The sequence below is a fragment of the Amycolatopsis sp. NPDC051903 genome, from assembly GCF_044452505.1.
Lineage (GTDB): Bacteria > Actinomycetota > Actinomycetes > Mycobacteriales > Pseudonocardiaceae > Amycolatopsis.
The window spans coordinates 56287-73900 of sequence record NZ_JBITBT010000028.1; the positions used below are offsets into that span (position 1 = coordinate 56287).

13 protein-coding genes are annotated in these 17614 nt (G+C 71.9%); 7 read left to right on the forward strand and 6 right to left on the reverse strand.

The window, feature by feature from the left end; genetic code table 11:
* Nucleotides 1–778: 778 nt before the first annotated feature.
* From ACIA77_RS37965 to ACIA77_RS37980, 4 genes are all read left to right on the forward strand, one after another.
* Complete coding sequence (locus tag ACIA77_RS37965) at nt 779–3727, forward strand: BTAD domain-containing putative transcriptional regulator (RefSeq protein ID WP_395890935.1); 2949 nt, start codon at nt 779–781, stop codon at nt 3725–3727.
* A 98-nt stretch (nt 3728–3825) separates the two neighbouring features.
* Nucleotides 3826–4332 (forward strand): hypothetical protein, encoded by a 507-nt coding sequence (locus ACIA77_RS37970; RefSeq protein WP_395890936.1) that lies wholly within the window; start codon nt 3826–3828, stop codon nt 4330–4332.
* A gap of 241 nt (nt 4333–4573) precedes the next feature.
* Nucleotides 4574–4927 carry an STAS domain-containing protein gene (locus tag ACIA77_RS37975; protein ID WP_395890937.1) on the forward strand — a complete coding sequence of 118 codons (354 nt, stop codon included), beginning with the start codon at nt 4574–4576 and terminating at the stop codon, nt 4925–4927.
* Between the two features lie 100 nt (nt 4928–5027).
* Nucleotides 5028–5420 carry an SPW repeat protein gene (locus ACIA77_RS37980; RefSeq protein WP_395890938.1) on the forward strand — a complete coding sequence of 131 codons (393 nt, stop codon included), beginning with the start codon at nt 5028–5030 and terminating at the stop codon, nt 5418–5420.
* Here the strand turns inward: ACIA77_RS37980 and ACIA77_RS37985 are convergent.
* Together ACIA77_RS37985 and ACIA77_RS37990 are read right to left on the reverse strand one after the other, a co-directional pair.
* Nucleotides 5410–6786, reverse strand: coding sequence for a DNA polymerase ligase N-terminal domain-containing protein (locus ACIA77_RS37985; RefSeq protein WP_395890939.1), 1377 nt, complete (start codon nt 6784–6786; stop codon nt 5410–5412). The two genes, ACIA77_RS37980 and ACIA77_RS37985, sit on opposite strands and share 11 nt — an antisense overlap.
* A gap of 50 nt (nt 6787–6836) precedes the next feature.
* On the reverse strand, nt 6837–7583 hold the full coding sequence (locus ACIA77_RS37990) for an SRPBCC domain-containing protein (protein ID WP_395890940.1): 747 nt from the start codon (nt 7581–7583) through the stop codon (nt 6837–6839).
* Between the two features lie 121 nt (nt 7584–7704).
* Here ACIA77_RS37990 and ACIA77_RS37995 point away from each other — a divergent pair, with 121 nt between their 5' ends.
* Nucleotides 7705–9453 carry a pyruvate dehydrogenase gene (locus tag ACIA77_RS37995; protein ID WP_395890941.1) on the forward strand — a complete coding sequence of 583 codons (1749 nt, stop codon included), beginning with the start codon at nt 7705–7707 and terminating at the stop codon, nt 9451–9453.
* 418 nt (nt 9454–9871) lie between these two features.
* Here ACIA77_RS37995 and ACIA77_RS38000 read toward each other — a convergent pair whose 3' ends face one another.
* From ACIA77_RS38000 to ACIA77_RS38010, 3 genes are all read right to left on the reverse strand, one after another.
* Nucleotides 9872–11773 (reverse strand): ABC transporter ATP-binding protein, encoded by a 1902-nt coding sequence (locus tag ACIA77_RS38000; RefSeq protein WP_395890989.1) that lies wholly within the window; start codon nt 11771–11773, stop codon nt 9872–9874.
* Between the two features lie 104 nt (nt 11774–11877).
* Nucleotides 11878–13611, reverse strand: coding sequence for an ABC transporter ATP-binding protein (locus ACIA77_RS38005; protein ID WP_395890942.1), 1734 nt, complete (start codon nt 13609–13611; stop codon nt 11878–11880).
* Between the two features lie 46 nt (nt 13612–13657).
* Nucleotides 13658–14299 carry a TetR/AcrR family transcriptional regulator gene (locus ACIA77_RS38010; RefSeq protein WP_395890943.1) on the reverse strand — a complete coding sequence of 214 codons (642 nt, stop codon included), beginning with the start codon at nt 14297–14299 and terminating at the stop codon, nt 13658–13660.
* Nucleotides 14300–14541: 242 nt separating this feature from the next.
* On the opposite strand from ACIA77_RS38010, the gene ACIA77_RS38015 reads away from it, so the two are divergent.
* Together ACIA77_RS38015 and ACIA77_RS38020 are read left to right on the forward strand one after the other, a co-directional pair.
* On the forward strand, nt 14542–15426 hold the full coding sequence (locus tag ACIA77_RS38015) for a Ku protein (protein WP_395890944.1): 885 nt from the start codon (nt 14542–14544) through the stop codon (nt 15424–15426).
* Between the two features lie 163 nt (nt 15427–15589).
* Complete coding sequence (locus ACIA77_RS38020) at nt 15590–15802, forward strand: hypothetical protein (protein WP_395890990.1); 213 nt, start codon at nt 15590–15592, stop codon at nt 15800–15802.
* A 240-nt stretch (nt 15803–16042) separates the two neighbouring features.
* Here ACIA77_RS38020 and ahcY read toward each other — a convergent pair whose 3' ends face one another.
* Nucleotides 16043–17518 (reverse strand): adenosylhomocysteinase, encoded by a 1476-nt coding sequence (ahcY, locus tag ACIA77_RS38025; RefSeq protein WP_395890945.1) that lies wholly within the window; start codon nt 17516–17518, stop codon nt 16043–16045.
* Nucleotides 17519–17614: the final 96 nt, after the last annotated feature.

The following is a 17614-nucleotide window of genomic DNA, read 5'->3' on the forward strand; positions in this document are numbered from 1 at the left end:
CCGTTCGTGCGGTGGGATTGCGGCAAGAGCCGGCTGCGGGTGGACCTGTCGTGCCTTACGGGAGTGGCGTGGCCGGCGCGAGGGGACCGCTCGCGTCATGGCGGGGCGTGGCGGGGTTGGTGTGGGGACCAGCCGAGCCTTTGCGGGCGCGGCATGGCCTGACCGTGAGGGGACCGTTCGTGCGGTGGGATTGCGGCAAGAGCCGGCTGCGGGTGGACCTGTCGTGCCTTACGGGAGTGGCGTGGCCGGCGCGAGGGGACCGCTCGCGCTATGGCGGGGTGTGGTGCGGCTGGCGCGTGGGGACGGCTCGCGCGTTGCGACAGAGGTGCGGGATGGCGTGAGGGGACTGGTGGGGCCGTGAGCGCGTGGCGTGGCTGCGTGCGGTCGCGCCATTGCGGGCGCAGCGAGACCGGGTGCGAAGGGACCGGTCGTGCCCTGCGGACGATGGGGCGTGGTGGGACCGTTCGCGCTTGCGGCGGCGGTGTGGCTGGCGCGAAGGGACCGGCCGCGCCGTGGGGTGGGGCGTGGTCGGAGCGCGGGGACCGTTCGTGCCTCGCGGGAGTGGTATGGCCCGCCGCGAGGGGACCGTTCGTGGGCGACGGCGCCCGAGCGGTCCCGCCGGATGGGCCGACCCAAGCCAGGCGTTCCAACCGCGCCGCGCGACCCTTCCAACGAGGTGGGCCATCCGGGTGAGGACCGGCGGAACCGCCGGGAGCGCTGCGTTGCGCAGGTACCTTCGGGTCGCTCGATCAGGTGACGTGCCCGTGGGGAGCTTGCGGTGCGGTTCCAGGTCCTCGGTCCGCTGGCGGCGACGGCCGCGTTGCCGTCGGCGGCGCAGCCGCGGCGGTTGCTCGCCTTGTTGCTCGCGAGGGCCAACGAGGTGGTCGGGCGGGCGACGATCGTCGACGAGCTGTGGCCGGACGGGGCGCCGCCCAGTGCGGCGGCGATCGTGCAGGTCACGGTGTCGAAGTTGCGCAAAGCTCTGTCGCCGGGGCTGGCCGCGGACGATCCCGCCCAGCGGCTGCGGTCGGGACCACGCGGGTACGTGCTGACGGTCGCCGAAGGGGAGCTCGACGCGGCCGAGTTCGTCGAGCTGGCGTCGGCCGGGCTGGCGAGCGAAGACCGCGCCCGGCGCGGAGAGCTGCTGACGCGCGCGCTGGCCTGCTGGCGCGGCGGCGCGTTCTGCGACGTCGAGACCGGCCCGCTCGTCGAGGCGCACGAGGTGTGGCTGGAGGACCGCCGCCGGACCGTGCTGGTGCAGCTGGTGGAGCTGCAGCTCGCCGACGGCGACGGCCAGGCCGTGGTGCACCGGCTCGCCCCGGTCGTCGCCGGGCGGCCCGCCGACGAGTGGCTCGCCGGGCGGCTCGCGGACGCGCTCGCGGGACTCGGGCGGCGCGACGTGGCGCTGGAGGTGCTGCGCCGCACCCGCCGCGCGCTGTGGGACGAGGCCGGCGTGGTGCCGGGGCCGGAGCTGGACGCCGTGTACCGCCGCATCGCCGGCGCCGAGTGGACGGCCGGCGGGCCGCCCGCGCAGCTGCCCGCACCCGTCCCGGACTTCACCGGCCGCGCGGACGAACTCGCCGCTATCGCCCGGCATCTGCGCGCGCCGGCGCCGGTCGTGGTGCACGGCGCGGCCGGGTCGGGCGTCAGCGCGCTCGCCGTCCAGGCCGCGTGGCGGGCGCGCCGCCGGTTCCCCGACGGGCAGCTCGTCGCCGACCTCGCCGCGGCCGAACCCCGCGACGTGCTCGTCGCGTTCCTGCGGGCACTCGGAGCCGCGCTGGCCGAGCTCACCGGCGACCTCTCGGCGCTCGTCGCCGCGTGGCGCGGCCGCACCGTGGACCGCCGTCTGCTCGTGCTGCTCGAAAACGCGCGCACCGAAGCCCAGGTCCGCCCGCTGCTGCCGAGCGGCTCCGGCTGCGGCGTCCTCGTGACGGCGCGGCGCCCGCTGCCGGGATTGGCCGCCGCCCGGCCGGTTCCGGTCAGCGAACTGTCCACTGTAGACGCGAAGGCGCTCCTGGTCGCCGTCGCGGGCGAGACGCGCGCAGCCGCCGAACCCGAAGCCGCCGACGCGGTGGTCGCCCGCTGCGCCGGCTTCGCAACCGCGATCCGCATCGCCGGGCTGCGGCTGGCCGCCCGCCCACACCTGCGCATCCGAGACTTGGCCGCCCGCCTCGGCGACGACCGCCGCGCGCTCGACGAGCTCGTCGCCGGTGACCTGTCCGTCCGGGCCGCGGTGCTGCCGGCCCTGCGCGAATGCCCGCCCGGCGACCGCGAACTCCTGCGCCTGCTGGCCGTCTTCCGCCGGCCGGTGCCGGACTGGTGCGCCGCCGCGCTGCTGGCGATCCGGCCCGCCGAAGCCCGCGACCGCCTCGACGCCCTGGCCGACGCCCACTTGCTCACGGTCGACGACCACGGCCGGCACGCCGTCCCGCGCTTCGTCCGCCTCGGGCTGCCCGCGTCCGAAGTGGACCCGGCCGTGCTGCGCCGCGCGCTCGAAACCGTCCTGGCTCTGGCGGAGCGAGTGCTTTCCGCGCTGGACAAGGATTACGCGCCGCCCGGCCCGCCCTTCACCCGGCTCGACGTCACCGCGGCCCGCGAGGCCACCGCCGACCCAGGCGCGTGGCGGCGCACGGAAACCGAACTCGTCGCCACGGCGACCCGCCTCGCCGGGCGGCACGGGTGGCACGCCCTCGCCGCCCGGTTGTCCGACGCCTGCACCGCGCTGGCGCGCACCCCGTGGCTCGGCCGGTCCGCTCGCGTCGTGTCCGTCGTCGGCCTCGCGGCGGCGCGCCGGCTCGGTGACCGTCCCGCCGAAGCGGGCAAGCTCTTCACCCTCGCGTCCGTGCACTGGCAGCAGGGCCGCTCCCGCCAGGCCCGCACGTACTTCGCCCTCGCGAGCACCCGCTTCCGCGCGCTCGGCGATCCGCGCGGCACCGGCGCGGCCCTCGTCGCGCTGGCCGACCTCGACGCCGACGCCGGGCATGCCGCGCTCGCCGTCGAGGAACTGCGCGAAGCCCTGGATCTCCTGCGCGATTGCGGAGACGCTCCCGGTCAGGCGAACGCGGCAGCGCAGTTCGGCGGTCTGTCCGAAGACCTCGGCGACGTGCGCCGCGCCGTGGAGAGCTTCGAAGCCGCGCTGCTGCTCGCCGACGGGCGCTGGCACGACCAGGTCGCCAAGCGCTACGCCGACGTGCTGCGCCGCCACGGCCGCGTCGATCGCGCGGCCGACCTGCTGACCGGCGCGCTCGCCGGCGCGGTCCGCTCGGGCGAGCGGCACTGGGAGGCCCACGTGCTGCGCAGCCTCGGCGAACTCCACACCGACGCCGGGGAAGTCGCCGAGGGCGAGCGGTGCCTCACGCGGTCGCTGGCCCTGTTCGACCGGATCGGGCACCGCCACGCCGCCGCGTACACCCACCGCAGCCTCGCCGAAACGCGGCTGCGGGCGGCGGATCCGGCCGGCGCCCGCTACCACCTGCGCACGGCGATGACCGTCTTCCGGGACCTGAGCGACCGCCGCGGGACCGGTTACGCGCTGCTCAGCCTCGGCCGCGTCCACGCCGAAACCGGTGGGGATGCGGGCCGGGTGCTCACGGAGGCCGCCGACGTCTTCGGCAGGCTCGGCTTCCCGCTGTGGGAACTGCGCGCGTTGCGGGAGCTGACCGCGGTTCGGGGTGATTCACCCGCCGGCGCCCGGGCCCGTGAAGTCTTGGCGAAGATCAGGACCTGACCCCCTCTCCGGAACGGTTCGGACGGGCGCGTTTGGCGAAGTTATGGAGCCGGCGGCTTGGCTCCCGCTCGTCGGAAGTTCCCACGAGGAGGCAAGTCATGCGCGTTCCTCCGATGCTGCCGAAGGCGGCCGTCGGACTGGCCGCTTCGGCGGCCGCGGTGGTGCTGGGCACCACCACGGCGTCGGCCGCTCCCGCGGTCACCAAGCTGACGCAGGCCCAGGCGGCGTCGCAGCTGTCGGCGGCGGGTGTCACGCACTCGTCCAGCGGTGGTTGCACCACGCGGTCCAACTCCACTTGCACGTCGTACGAGCAGATCAACCAGACCACCGTGAGCGGCGTGATCACGCTCAAGCGCGCCAGCGGCTGCGCCATCAACATCACCGGCGGCACCGAAGTGGGCCACGCGTCGGGCACCTACAGCCACTACAACGGCTACAAGGTCGACATCTCCCACAACAGCTGCATCGACGGCTACATCAAGAACAGCTTCTCCTACATCGGCCTCCGCGGCGACGGCTACCCGCAGTGGGAGGCGCCCTCGGGCAACCTCTACTGCGACGAGGGCAACCACTGGGACATCACGTACTACACGAGCGGCGGCTGATCGGCTTCCGGCGCGCACCGGCCGCCGCTGCGGTGCGCGCCGGAACCCCCCGCGTCACGGACCGATCCGAGGCCGGGGCGGGGCCTGCCCACCTCTGAGGGCGATGGGCAGTCCCCGCTCGGCGCACCAGCCACGATGACCGGTGCGTGCACGCTCGGTCACGTCGAGTGGCAGGTGAGGTCGCCCACCCGCGTGGCCCACGAGGGTTGACCGGGCTGGCGGAGGGCGTACCGTCGTACAAATGCCCCACAGCCGAGGGGGTTCCGGCCTCACCCTCCTGACTTCCGTCCGCGACGACGACCTCGTGCTCGTGACCGCCGCGGGCGAGATCGACGCCGCGTCGATCGGCGACTTCCGGACGGTGCTCGCGCAGGCGTGCGTGGTGGGGGACAAGCTCGTGGTCGACCTCTCGCGGGTCGGGTTCCTCAGCTGCGCCGGGCTGCGCGTCCTGGAGGAGACGAGCCGCACGCGGCCGTCGCTCGCGGTGGTGGTGACCGTGCCGCTCGTGCTGCGGGTGTTCGACGTGACGGGCGCCGGCGAGGCGCTCGACGTGCGTCCGGGCCTCGTGGAGGCGTGCGCCGCCGCCCGGGCGTGAGCGGCCGCTGATCGGGTGGAGATCGCGCCGCGGTGGTTGGCGCCGCGCCGGCACTGGGTAGTCCTCCCGTGAACCCGAGAGAACGGCGAGGTGATCCGGGATGTCCACCACGACCGAACGCTCCGGCTCCCCGGGCGCTGTCGGCGCGCTGGTCGGCGCAGCAGCCGGACTGGCCGTGCTGGCCGGTCTGTACTTGATCATCGGCCCCTGGCTCGCGCGCTTCGGCGGCGCGGCCGAACTCGCGATCAGCAACACCGTGACGGGGCTGGCCATCATCGTGCTCGCGGCCGTGCGAGCACGCGACCCGCGGCCGCAGGCCCTCACGTGGGTGCTGCCCGTGCTCGGCCTCTGGGCCGCGATCTCCCCGCTGGTGCTGCGCTACGGCGACGAAACCGCGCCGTCGGCGGGTGCCTTGACGGGCAACGTGATCGCGGGTGTCGTCGTGCTGGCCGCCGGCATCGCGCTGCTCCTGAAGCGCCCGGCTACTCGCTGAGCAGCCCGCGCCACCGGGGCGCGGAGTTCGGCCCGTGCACGACCTCCGCGGTGAGCACCGGCCGGACCCAGTGCGCGTCGGCGTGCTCGGGCGCCCGCTCGAACGGCGAACCCGGCTGTTCCAGCTGCGCCAGCGCGGCGGTCAGCGAGACCAGTTCCCCTTGGGAGAAGCCGACTCCGACGCTGCCCGCGTACCGCAGCCCGGCGCCGTCGGGCACACCCAGCAGCAGCGAGGCGAACGTGCCGGCGCGGCGGCCGCCGCCGGGGCGCCAGCCGCCGATCACGACGCGGCGGACGTCCGGCGACTCGACGTACAGCCAGTCCGAGTTCGCGCGGCCCGGCCGGTACGGGCTCGACCGGCGCTTGGCGACGAGACCCGGCAGCCCGTGCTCACGGCTCGCCCGCGCGACCGCGCCGCCGTCGCCGAAGTGCGCCGGCGGGACCTGCCAGTGGTCGCCGCGCAGGCCGAGGTCGTCCAGCAGCGCCCGGCGTTCGGTGTAGGGCAGTTCCAGCCGCGACCGGTAGTCGAGGTGCAGCACGTCGGAGACGAAGAAGAACGCCGGGTGCCGGTCCCCGAGCCGCGGGGCCACGGCCGGGTCGGCTTCCGCGCGGCGGCGCAGGCCCGCCGGGTCCGGCTTGCCGCCGGCGAACACCACGATCTCTCCGTCCAGCAACGCTTCCGAGGCACCGAGCTGCGCGCCGAGGCCGCGCAGTTCGGGGTAGCGGCCGGTGACGTCGGCGCCGGTCTCGTCGACCGCCGTCACCCGCCCGCCGCCCGCACGCACGATCGTGCGGCGCCCGCCCCACGCGAACTCGTAGGCCCACTCGGCGTCTTCGGCGGTCGAGGGCATGCGGCCGGGCCGCGCGGGCATCGGCGCGAGGAACCGCGGGGTGTCTTCGTGGCCGGCTTCCGCGGGGTCGAGCCGGCGCAGCGTCCAGCCGTCCGCCACGCCGTCGTCGCGACGGCCGAGCTCGTAGCGGCCGCGCAGGCGTTCGCCGTACAGCACGAACTCGATGCGGTGCTCGTGCCACTGCACCGTCTCGTAACGGCCGCGGTCCCACACCTCGACGGTGCCCGCGCCGTACTCGCCCTTCGGGATCTCGCCCTCGAAGTCCGCGTAGTCCACGCCCTGGTCGTCGATCCGGACGGCGAGCCGGCCGCGGCCGGGGGAGCGGGGCACCCCTCGCGGGACGGTCCACGAGGCGAGTACCCCGGCGCGTTCGAGCCGGAAGTCCCAGTGCAGCCGGCTCGCGCGGTGTTCCTGGACGACGAAGACGCCGCCGCGGCCGACGGGGGTTTCGGGCACCGCTTCGGGAGTGCGGCCGAGTGCGCGCTTGCGCCGGCGTTCGGCGAGTTCGTCCGCCATGGCAGGCGTGGCACCCCCGTCCCTTCGGGTGCGCCCACTTTAGCGCTCGTTCACCCCAGCACGCGCTCCAGCCACGCCTGCCACACCTTGCCCTGTTCTTCCGGGTCGGCCGCGTCGAAGAGGTGGTGCCCGATCGCGATCGGCAGGCCGAGCGCGGAGCGCCCGTGGAAGCGGTACAGCGCGCCGGCCGTGCGGATCCCGGCGTAGTGCGGGTTCGTGTAGTCCAGCACGCCGTCGATCGTGGCGAGTCCGTCGACCTCGAAGCGCACCGGCTGACCCTCCTCGGGCGTTCCGGCGAGCCCGAGGGCGGCGACGAGCTTGGGCCACGCTTCGGGAGCCGCGGACGGCTCCGGCCCGGACGCGAGCACGAACTGCGCGCGGCGGCCCGGGAAGTAGCGCAGGAGCTGGCCGAGCGTGTGCAAGTACATGTCCCAGCCGCGGCTGAAGCTCTCGTGGTACTCCTCGCCCCAGTCCTCGGCGGTGAACCCGTGGTGGATGAAGCGCAGCACGGACGTGCCGCCTTCGGCAGCTTCCACGAGGAACTCGAACGCGTCGAAGCTGCCGTCGGGCGCGGGCGTGGCGCGGTAGGCGAACCGGTGCGGCGGTGCCCACGTGGTGATCTCGGCTTCGCTGGTGAACTCGCCCATGCGGAAGCGGACGCGGCGCGCCTCGCTGTCGACCTCGTGCTTGCCCATGAACCACGAATCGATGCCGGGCCCGGTGGCCACGGCGTCCCACACGGCCTCGGGCTCGGCGGGCAGGCGGACCTGCTTGGCGACTTCGAACTCGTGGCTCATGACCGGTTCCTCCTCACCTGACGGAACTTCACCGTGGCATTGACAAGAATAGTTGTCAAGGGTGCGGCGGCTGCGGGGGCCAGGTGCGAGACTGCGGGGGGACCGAGGGAAAGGACCGCTCATGGCGACCGTGGCCGACCAGCTGATCGACGTGCTCGTGCAATCCGGCGTGCGCCGCATCTACGGAGTGGTGGGTGACAGCCTCAACCCCGTCGTCGACGCCGTGCGCCGCAGCGGAGGAGCCGCGAAGGGCGGCATCGACTGGGTGCACGTGCGCAACGAGGAGGCCGGCGCGTTCGCCGCGGCGGCCGAAGCGCAGGTCACCGGGCAGCTGGCCGTGTGCGCCGGCAGCTGCGGGCCCGGCAACCTGCACCTGCTGCAGGGGGTTTACGACGCGCACCGTTCGGGCGCGCCGGTGCTCGCCATCGCGTCGCACATCCCGTCGACGCAGATCGGCACCGGGTTCTTCCAGGAAACGCACCCGCAGCAGCTGTTCGCCGAGTGCTCGCACTACTGCGAGCTGGTCAGCAGCCCCGAGCAGATGCCGCGGCTCGCGCGGATCGCAGTGCAGAACGCCGTGGGCCGGCGCGGCGCGGCCGTGCTCGTGGTGCCCGGCGACGTCTCGCACGAGCCGGCGGCCCACCCGACGGGCGTGTCGGCGTCGCTCGGCACGCCGCCGGCCGTGGTGCCCGCCGCGGCCGACATCGACCGGCTGGTGGAGCGGATCAACCGCGCCGAGAAGGTGATGATCATGGCCGGTGCGGGCTGCCGCGACGCCCACGACGACCTCCTCGCGCTGGCCGACGCCGTGGCCGCGCCCGTGGGGCATTCGTTGCGGGGCAAGGAGTTCGTGCAGTACGACAACCCGTTCGACGTCGGCATGAGCGGCCTGCTCGGCTACGGCGCGTGTTACGACGCGATGCACGAGGCCGATCTCGTGCTGCTGCTCGGCACCGACTTCCCGTACGACACGTTCCTGCCGCAGCGCAACACCGTGCAGGTCGACCTCGACCCGGGCCGCATCGGGCGCCGCTCGGTGCTGGAGTTCGGCGTGCTGGGCGACGTCGGCGCCACGATCCGCGCCGCGCTACCGCGGTTGCGGCGCAAGGAAGACCGCTCGTACCTACACGCCATGCTGCGCAAGCACGAGCGCGGCCTGCAGCGTGTGGTCGACGCCTACACCGGCGACGTCGCGCAGCGCGTGCCGCTGCACCCGGAGTACGTCGCCGACGTCCTCGACGAGGAAGCCGCGGCCGACGCGGTGTTCACCGTGGACACCGGCATGTGCAACGTCTGGGCCGCGCGCTACCTCACGCCGAACGGCCGGCGCCGCGTGCTGGGTTCGTTCGTGCACGGCAGCATGGCGAACGCCCTGCCGCACGCGATCGGCGCCCAGTGCGCCGCCCCGGACCGCCAGGTCGTCGCGATGTGCGGCGACGGCGGGCTGGCCATGCTGCTGGGGGAGCTGCTGACCCTGCGCACGCAACGGCTGCCGGTGAAAGCCGTGGTGTTCAACAACTCTTCGCTCGGAATGGTCAAACTCGAAATGCTCGTCGACGGCCTGCCCTCCTTCGGCACCGACCACGACCAGGTGGACTTCGCCGCCCTCGCCCGCGCGGCCGGCCTGCACGCCCGCCGCGTGGAAAAGCCCGCCGACGTGCGCGACGGCCTCCGCGAAGTCCTCGACCACGACGGCCCGGCCGTCCTGGACGTCGTCACCGACCCCAACGCCCTGTCCATCCCCCCGAACATCACCGCGGCGCAGGTCCGCGGCTTCGCGCTGGCCGCCTCACGCACCGTCCTCGGCGGCGGGGTGGGCAAGATGCTGGACCTGGCGAAGTCGAACCTGCGCAACGTGCCACGCCCGTGAACGCGAACCGGGGCGGTGCCGCGCACGGCACCGCCCCGGGCGGGGACGGGGAATGCGGCGCCGGCCGTGTTCGGCGTTCGGTTGCGGAGATCGGGAGATGGCGCCGCCGAGGTCGGCCGGGTCCGGTCGGTGGTTGTGTCGGCGGTATGCGAGCACCTCGGTAATGGCCGAAGGAGCGTTCACGCCGAAGCAGACTCGCGAAGAGCTCGGCTGGTCGCGAGAAGGGGAAACCGGCGGCGGCCGACCTCGCGACGATCCCGTCGGTGAACAAGGTGGCGCACCACCGCGGAAGTCGTCAGGAGGCCATCGCCGGTGAGGCGCGCCGGCCCTGCTGCGCGTCGGAGCGAAGGCCGCGCACCGTGCGTGAACGCGAACCGGGGCGGTGCCGCGCACGGCACCGCCCCGGAGCGAGCCGACCTCAGTCCGTCTCGGCCATCGCTTCGGCGAACTGCGCCGCGTACAGGCGCGAGTAGGCGCCGCCCGCGTGGAGGAGGGTTTCGTGGTTGCCCTGCTCCACGATGTGGCCCGATTCCATCACGAGGATGACGTCGGCGTCGCGGATGGTGGAGAGGCGGTGGGCGATCACGAAGCTCGTGCGGCCTTCCCGCAGGGAGTTCATCGCGTGCTGGATGAGGACTTCCGTGCGGGTGTCGACGGAGCTCGTCGCCTCGTCGAGGATGAGGATCGCCGGGCGGGCGAGGAACGCGCGCGCCACCGTGATCAGCTGGCGCTCGCCGGCGCTGACGGTGCCGCCCTCGTCGTCGATCACGGTGTCGTAGCCGTCGGGCAGCGTGCGCACGAAGCGGTCGACGTAGGTCGCCTTGGCGGCCTCCACGATCTGCTCCTGCGTCACGCCGTCGGCGCCGTACGCGATGTTCTCCGCGATCGTGCCGCCGAACAGCCACGCGTCCTGCAGCACCATGCCGGTCTTCGCGCGCAGCTCTTCGCGGTCCATCTTCGCGATGTCCACGCCGTCGAGCGTGATGCGGCCGCTGTCGATCTCGTAGAACCGCATCAGCAGGTTCACCAGCGTGGTCTTGCCCGCGCCCGTCGGACCGACGATGGCGACTGTCTGCCCGGGCTCCACCGTGAGCGACAGGCCGTCGATCAGCGGCGTGTCCTCGAGGTAGCGGAACGACACGTCCTGGAACTCGACCTTGCCGTGCACCACCGCAGGCCGCTCCGGGTGCTCCGGCTCGGGCTCCTGCTCCTTCGCGTCGAGCAGTGCGAACACGCGCTCGGCCGAGGCGACGCCGGATTGCAGCAGGTTCGCCATGCTCGCGATCTGCGTCACCGGCTGGCTGAACTGGCGCGAGTACTGGATGAACGCCTGCACGTCGCCCAGCGTCAGGCTGCCCGACGCCACGCGCAGCGCGCCGATCACCGCGACCAGCACGTAGTTCAGGTTGCCGATGAACATCATCGCCGGCTGGATCGTGCCCGAGATGAACTGGGCCCGGAAGCTCGCGTTGTACAGCGTGTCGTTGTGCTCCTTGAACACCTGCTCGGCTTCTTCGCGACGGCCGAAGACCTTCACCAGCGAGTGGCCGGTGTACATCTCCTCGATGTGCGCGTTGAGCCGTCCGGTGGTGGCCCACTGCTTGATGAACTGCGGCTGCGCGCGCTTGCCGATCTTGGCCGCGATGAACACCGACGCCGGCACGGTCAGCAGCGCGATCACCGCGAGCAGCGGCGAGATGAGGAACATCATCACGAGCACCCCGACCACCGTCAGCAGCGACGTGACGATCTGCGACAGCGTCTGCTGCAGCGACTGCGCCAGGTTGTCGATGTCGTTCGTGACGCGGCTGAGCACCTCACCGCGCGGCTGGCGGTCGAAGTAGCGCAACGGCAGCCGCGAGAGCTTCTCCTCCACCTCGCGGCGCAGCGAGTACACCGCGCCCTGCACGAGGCTCGTCGTCAGCCGTGCCTGGATCAGGCCGAAGAACGACGCGATCACGTACAGCGCCAGCACCAGCAGCAGCACCCGGCCCACGGCCGTGAAGTCGATGCCCATGCCGGGCACGATGTCGGCGCGCTGGAAGATGTCCGCGAGCGTGGTGTTGCCCTGCGCCCGCAGCCCCGCGACCACCGCGTCCTTCGACACGCCCGCCGGCAGGTTCTTGCCGATCACGCCCGCGAAGATCAGGTCCGTGGCCTGCGCGAGCACCTTCGGCCCGATCACGGTCAGCGCGACGCTCGCCGTGCCGAGCACCAGCACCCCGATCAGCGCGGCGCGCTGCGGCCGCAGCAGGCGCAGCAGCCGGGCCAGCGATCCCTTGAAGTCCAGGGCTTTCTCCGGCGGCATGCCGCCGGCCATGAACCGCCCCGGCCCCGCGGCCGGCGCGACGTTCTTGTTGCGCGCCGCGGTCGGCCGTTCGCCGACCTCCGTCGCCACGCCCCCGGAATTGGTGTTCTCCTCGCTCACGCCGCCTCCTGTTCGGTCAGCTGCGAAAGCACGATCTCGCGGTACGTTTCGTTGCCGTCCATCAGTTCGTGGTGGGTTCCGGTGCCGACGACCCGCCCGTCGTCGAGGACGACGATGCGGTCGGCGCCCCGGATGGTGCTGACCCGCTGCGCGACGATGACCACGGTCGCGTCGCGGGTTTCTTCGGCCAGCGCGCGGCGCAGGGCCGCGTCGGTGGCGTAGTCCAGTGCGCTGAACGAGTCGTCGAACAAGTAGATCTCCGGTTTGTGCACCAGCATCCGCGCGATCGCGAGCCGCTGGCGCTGGCCGCCCGACACGTTCGTGCCGCCCTGCGCGATCGGCGCCGCGAGCCCTTCGGACATGCGCTCCACGAAGTCCTTGCCCTGCGCCACTTCCAGCGCGTGCCAGAGTTCTTCGTCCGTCGCGTCCGGATTGCCGTAGCGCAGGTTGCTCGCCACCGTGCCCGCGAACAGGTACGGCTTCTGCGGCACCATCCCGACGATCCGCGCCAGCGCGGCCGGGTCGAGTTCCTTCACGTCGACACCGTCCACGCGGACGCTGCCACCGGTGGCGTCCATCAGCCGCGGGATCAGGTTCAGCAGCGTCGTCTTGCCGCTGCCGGTGCTGCCGATGACGGCGGTGGTCTCGCCGGGCCGCGCGATGACCGAAATGTCGCGCAGCACCGCCTTTTCGGCGCCGGGGTAGCAGAACTCGACGGCGGTCAGCTCGAGCACGCCGTGCACGCCGGCGGGGGAGACCGGCCGCAGCGGCGGCCGCACGCTCGGCTCGGTGTCGAGCACCTCGGAGATGCGCTCGGCGCTCACCTCCGCGCGCGGCACCATCATGAACATGAACGTGGCCATCATGACCGACATCAGGATCTGCAGCAGGTAGGCCAGGAACGCCGTCAGCGCGCCGATCTGCATCGAACCGCTCTCGATGCGGTGCCCGCCGAACCACAGCACGGCGACGCTCGAGACGTTCACCACCAGCATCACGGTGGGGAACATGAGCGCCATCAGGCGCCCGACCCGCAGCGACACGGTGAGCAGCTCGTCGTTGGCCTGGCCGAAGCGCTCCTGTTCGTGCTTGTCGCGCACGAACGCGCGGATCACGCGGATGCCCATGATCTGCTCGCGCATGACCTGGTTGATCTTGTCGATGCGCACCTGCATGAGCCGGAACGCCGGGCGCATTCGCGAGATGATCAGGCCGACGGCGATGCCCAGCACGGGCACGATCACCAGCAGCAGCGCCGAGAGCGGCACGTCCTGGTTGAGCGCCAGGACGATGCCGCCGACGCACATGATCGGCGCCGACACCATCAGCGTCAGCGTCATCAGCACCAGCATCTGGATCTGCTGCACGTCGTTGGTCGTGCGCGTGATGAGCGACGGCGTGCCGAACTGGCCGACCTCGCGGGCCGAGAAGTCCTGCACCTGGTGGAACACTGAGGCGCGCACGTCGCGGCCCAGCGACATCGCGGTGCGGGCACCGAAGTAGACGGCGCCGACCGAGCCGGCGATCTGCACGAGCGTGATCAGCAGCATCATGGCGCCGACCCGCATGATGTAGCCGGTGTCGCCCTTGACGATGCCGCCGTCGACGATGTCGGCGTTGAGCGTCGGCAGGTACAGCGCGGCCAGCGTCTGCACCAGCTGCAGGACGACGACCAGCCAGATGGTCGTCTTGTACGGGCGCAGGTGACTGCGCAACAGGCGGATCAGCACGGGTCGGTTCTCCCCCAGGGTGTGTCGGTCGTGGTGCTTCGGTTTCTCAGGTGCGGGCGGCGCCGGCCGCTGCCGCGGTGAGCGACGGCATGCCGGTGGACGCTTCCCGCAGGAGTTCGACGAACGTCGGCAGGAACTGGTCGTCCCGGCCGGACGTCAGCCAGTTGTGGAACGCGATGCGGGAAGCGCTCTGTACGATCCCCGCGAGCATGCGCGCGTGCAACGGATTTGCGGCACCGCCGGCTCGTTCGGTGACGGCCTCGGCGAGCACCCGCTCCACGGTGGCGTGGGCCCGCAGCATTTCCGCGAACAAACCGGCGTTCTGGAGCATGTCACGCATCCGGCGCACGTCTTCGCGCGTCGGCCGGCCGTCGCGTGAGGACTGCTCCACCGCCGCGTTGATCACCGCGTCCCACAGCGGCTCTTCGGCCGGCCGGGCCCGCAGCGCCTCCCGCACGCGCTCCTGCTGCGCGACGATGAAGGAGCAGACCGCTTCCTCCTTGCTCGAGAAGTAGTTGTTGAACGTGCGCGGTGACACGCCCACCTCGTTCGCGATGTCCTCGACCCGCAGCTGGTCCATGCCCCGCTCGAGCGCGAGCCGCAGCGCCGCGGTGCCCAGTGCCTGCCGGGCCGCGATCTTCTTGCGTTCGCGCAGGCCGAGGACGGGTGCCGCGGGTTCGGTGGTCATGCCCACCAGAGTAGCAAAAGTGCGCGGTACGCAAAAAATTGCGTACCCCGCATCTTTGGGTGGTCCCCGGATCCGGGGGTCGCCGCTACTCGGGGTGACCGCTTCGAGCCCGTCGGCGCAGGTCAGACTGGGCCGGTCAGGGCCGGGGCCGACCGGCGGGACTGTCGGGAACGGACGATCCCGGCTACGGTTGTTACCGAGCGTGAGTGTGAGCCAGGCAACCGGACAGCGGAGGAGCGCGCATGCGGGCGATGTGGAAGGGCTCGGTCTCGTTCGGGCTGGTCAGCATCCCGATCCAGCTGTACGCGGCCACCGAGAACAAGAACGTGTCGCTGCGGCAGGTGCACGAAGCCGACGGCGGCCGCATCCAGTACAAGCGCTTCTGCACGGTCGACGGCGAGGAAGTGCCCTACGCCGAGATCGCGAAGGGCTACGAGCTGCCCGACGGCGAGATGGTCGTGCTCACCGACGCCGACCTCGCCGACCTGCCGCTGGCCACGCAGCGCACCATCGACGTGCTGGAGTTCGTGCCGCTGGAGTCGATCGACCCGATCCAGTTCGACAAGACCTACTACCTCGAACCGCAGAAGAACGCGGTCAAGCCGTACGTGGTGCTGCGCGACGCGCTGCACAAGGCGGGCCACGTCGCGATCGCGAAGGTCGCGGTGCGCCAGCGCGAGAGCCTGGCCCTGCTGCGGGTCGTGTCCGACGTGCTCGTGATGACCACCATGCTCTGGCCCGACGAGGTGCGCACCCCCGACTTCCCGTTCCTGCGCGAGGACCCGCCGCAGGTGCGCCCGCAGGAGGTGACGATGGCGGGCTCGCTCATCGACTCGCTGTCGGAGCCGGTCTTCGAGTCCGAGAAGTACACGGACGGGTACCGCGAAGCGCTCGAAGCGGTGATCGAGGCGAAGGTCTCCGGGCAGGAGACGAAAAAACCGGGCGCGGTGGGCGCGAAAGCCGACGTCGTGGACCTCATGGCCGCGCTGGAGGCGAGCGTTTCCGAAGCACGCAAGTCGCGCTCGTCCACGGCCGCGGGCAAGCCGAGCTCGCGCAAAGCCGCGCCCGACAGCGAGAAGCCGGCGAAGAAGACCACCCCGCGAGCGCGCCGGCCGAAGAGCGCCTGACGGGCCGCTTTTCCAGCCGTGGCACGCTGAACTGGGCCGGATCCGGGTTCACCGGACCGGGCGCGGCGACACGCCGCCGGTATGCCAGACTCTGGCGCTCACCGGTGGTACCAAGGAGCCGTCCGGTTCAGTACCCAGCACGATCGCGGAAGGCGGCATGAGCATGGAGTGCGCGTTCTGCACCAGCGGGATCGACCACTGCCACGGCACACTGGTCGTTCACCCGGACGGCGGGTTCGCCGAGTGCACGGACGAGAACTGCACGGATCTCGACCGCATCCGGCACGCCCTCATCATCGACTGCCACACGCTCGACGAGGCGTGCGCCTGCACGCTGGCCGTCGAGGTGGAGGCGGTGCTCCGGCAGGCTTCCTGAGCCCTCCCGCGGCTCGGTGACCGTGAAGGTCCCGCTCTCCGGCACTCCGGGGAACGGGACCTTCACGGTTTTCCGCGGGCCGATTCCCCTCCGCCCCCGATCCTTACCCGATCGTGTATGCAGCTGTGTACACCGGCTTGGCGATGTGCTAACACTAACGAGGTCCTTCGGCTCTCCCTCCCCCTCGGAGCCGGAGGACCCCTTAGTCGGTGCGCTGCGCCGCACGCTTCGCGGGCGAACTCAGTACCGGTAGTGCTCCAGCTTGTACGGTCCGGCCACGTCCACGCCGATGTACTCCGCCTGCTCCTTGCTGAGCTTCGTCAGCTTGACGCCCAGCGCGTCGAGGTGCAGCCGCGCCACCTTCTCGTCCAGCAGCTTCGGCAGCCGGTGCACGCCCACCGCGTACTCGCCGGGCTTGCTGAACAGCTCGATCTGCGCGATCGCCTGGTTCGCGAACGAGTTCGACATCACGAACGACGGGTGCCCGGTCGCGTTGCCGAGGTTCATCAGCCGGCCTTCGGACAGCACGATGATCGAGTGCGCCGCCCGCCCCTCGGCCGCGGGGAAGCGCCACTCGTGCACCTGCGGCTTGATCTGGAGCTTCCGGATGCCGGGCACCTTGGCGAGCCCGGCCATGTCGATCTCGTTGTCGAAGTGGCCGACGTTGGCCACGATCGCGTTGTGCTTCATCCGGCCCATCTGCGCGGCCGAGATGATCCCGAAGTTGCCGGTCGTGGTGAGGAAGATGTCGGCGCGCTCCACCACGTCGTCGAGTTCGACCACGTCGAGGCCCTCCATCGCCGCCTGCAGCGCGCAGATCGGGTCGATCTCCGTGACCACGACGCGCGCACCCTGGCCGCGCAGCGCCTCGACGGCGCCCTTGCCGACGTCGCCGTAGCCGCACACCACGGCGAGCTTGCCGCCGATCATCACGTCGGTGGCGCGGTTGAGGCCGTCGACCATGGAGTGGCGGATGCCGTACTTGTTGTCGAACTTGGACTTCGTCACCGAGTCGTTGACGTTCATGGCCGGGAACAGCAGGGTGCCCTCGGTGGCGAGCTTGTAGAGCCGTTTGACGCCGTTGGTCGTCTCCTCGGTGACGCCGCGGATCCCCTCGGCCAGGCGCGTGAAGCGCCGGGGGTCGGCGGCGAGACTCTCGGCGAGTGTGCGCAGGATGATGCGGTACTCCTCGGGGTCGTTCTCGTCGGCTTCCGGCACGGCGCCGGTGGCTTCGAACTCGACTCCCTTGTGGACGAGCAGCGTCGCGTCACCGCCGTCGTCGAGGATCATGTTCGGGCCCTGCCCGTCGGGGAAGCGGAAGAGCAGGTCGGTGCACCACCAGTACTCGTCGAGGGTTTCGCCCTTCCACGCGAACACCGGTGTGCCCTCGGGCTCGTCCGGTGTCCCGTTCGGACCGGCGACGGCCGCGGCCGCGGCTTCGTCCTGGGTGGAGAAGATGTTGCACGACACCCAGCGCACGTCGGCGCCGAGCGCCACGAGCGTCTCGATCAGCACGGCGGTCTGCACAGTCATGTGCAGCGAGCCGGCGATGCGCGCGCCCTTCAGCGGCTGCGCCGCGGCGAATTCGCGACGGATCGCCATCAGGCCCGGCATTTCGTGCTCGGCCAGGCGCAGCTGCGTCCGCCCGGCTTCGGCGAGGGCCAGGTCGGCGACGGCGAAGTCGACGCCGTTCACGGTCTGCAGGTTCGGGCTCATGTTCGTTCCCCTTGGAGTGGTCGTTTCCGTTGCCGGGCAAGGCGAATCACGGCGCCACCGCGTACGGGGCACCGGAGCCTGCCGGAGGGTTCAGGA

Bases quoted from the DNA above. Each gene is read 5' to 3' on its own strand.
- ACIA77_RS37970 (WP_395890936.1), top strand. From the start codon at position 3,826: ATGCGCGTTCCTCCGATGCTGCCGAAGGCGGCCGTCGGACTGGCCGCT.
- ahcY (WP_395890945.1), bottom strand. From the start codon at position 17,518: ATGAGCCCGAACCTGCAGACCGTGAACGGCGTCGACTTCGCCGTCGCC.
- ACIA77_RS37995 (WP_395890941.1), top strand. From the start codon at position 7,705: ATGGCGACCGTGGCCGACCAGCTGATCGACGTGCTCGTGCAATCCGGC.
- ACIA77_RS38015 (WP_395890944.1), top strand. From the start codon at position 14,542: ATGCGGGCGATGTGGAAGGGCTCGGTCTCGTTCGGGCTGGTCAGCATC.
- ACIA77_RS37990 (WP_395890940.1), bottom strand. From the start codon at position 7,583: ATGAGCCACGAGTTCGAAGTCGCCAAGCAGGTCCGCCTGCCCGCCGAG.
- ACIA77_RS38000 (WP_395890989.1), bottom strand. From the start codon at position 11,773: ATGGCCGGCGGCATGCCGCCGGAGAAAGCCCTGGACTTCAAGGGATCG.
- ACIA77_RS37985 (WP_395890939.1), bottom strand. From the start codon at position 6,786: ATGGCGGACGAACTCGCCGAACGCCGGCGCAAGCGCGCACTCGGCCGC.
- ACIA77_RS37980 (WP_395890938.1), top strand. From the start codon at position 5,028: ATGTCCACCACGACCGAACGCTCCGGCTCCCCGGGCGCTGTCGGCGCG.
- ACIA77_RS38020 (WP_395890990.1), top strand. From the start codon at position 15,590: ATGGAGTGCGCGTTCTGCACCAGCGGGATCGACCACTGCCACGGCACA.
- ACIA77_RS37975 (WP_395890937.1), top strand. From the start codon at position 4,574: ATGCCCCACAGCCGAGGGGGTTCCGGCCTCACCCTCCTGACTTCCGTC.
- ACIA77_RS38010 (WP_395890943.1), bottom strand. From the start codon at position 14,299: ATGACCACCGAACCCGCGGCACCCGTCCTCGGCCTGCGCGAACGCAAG.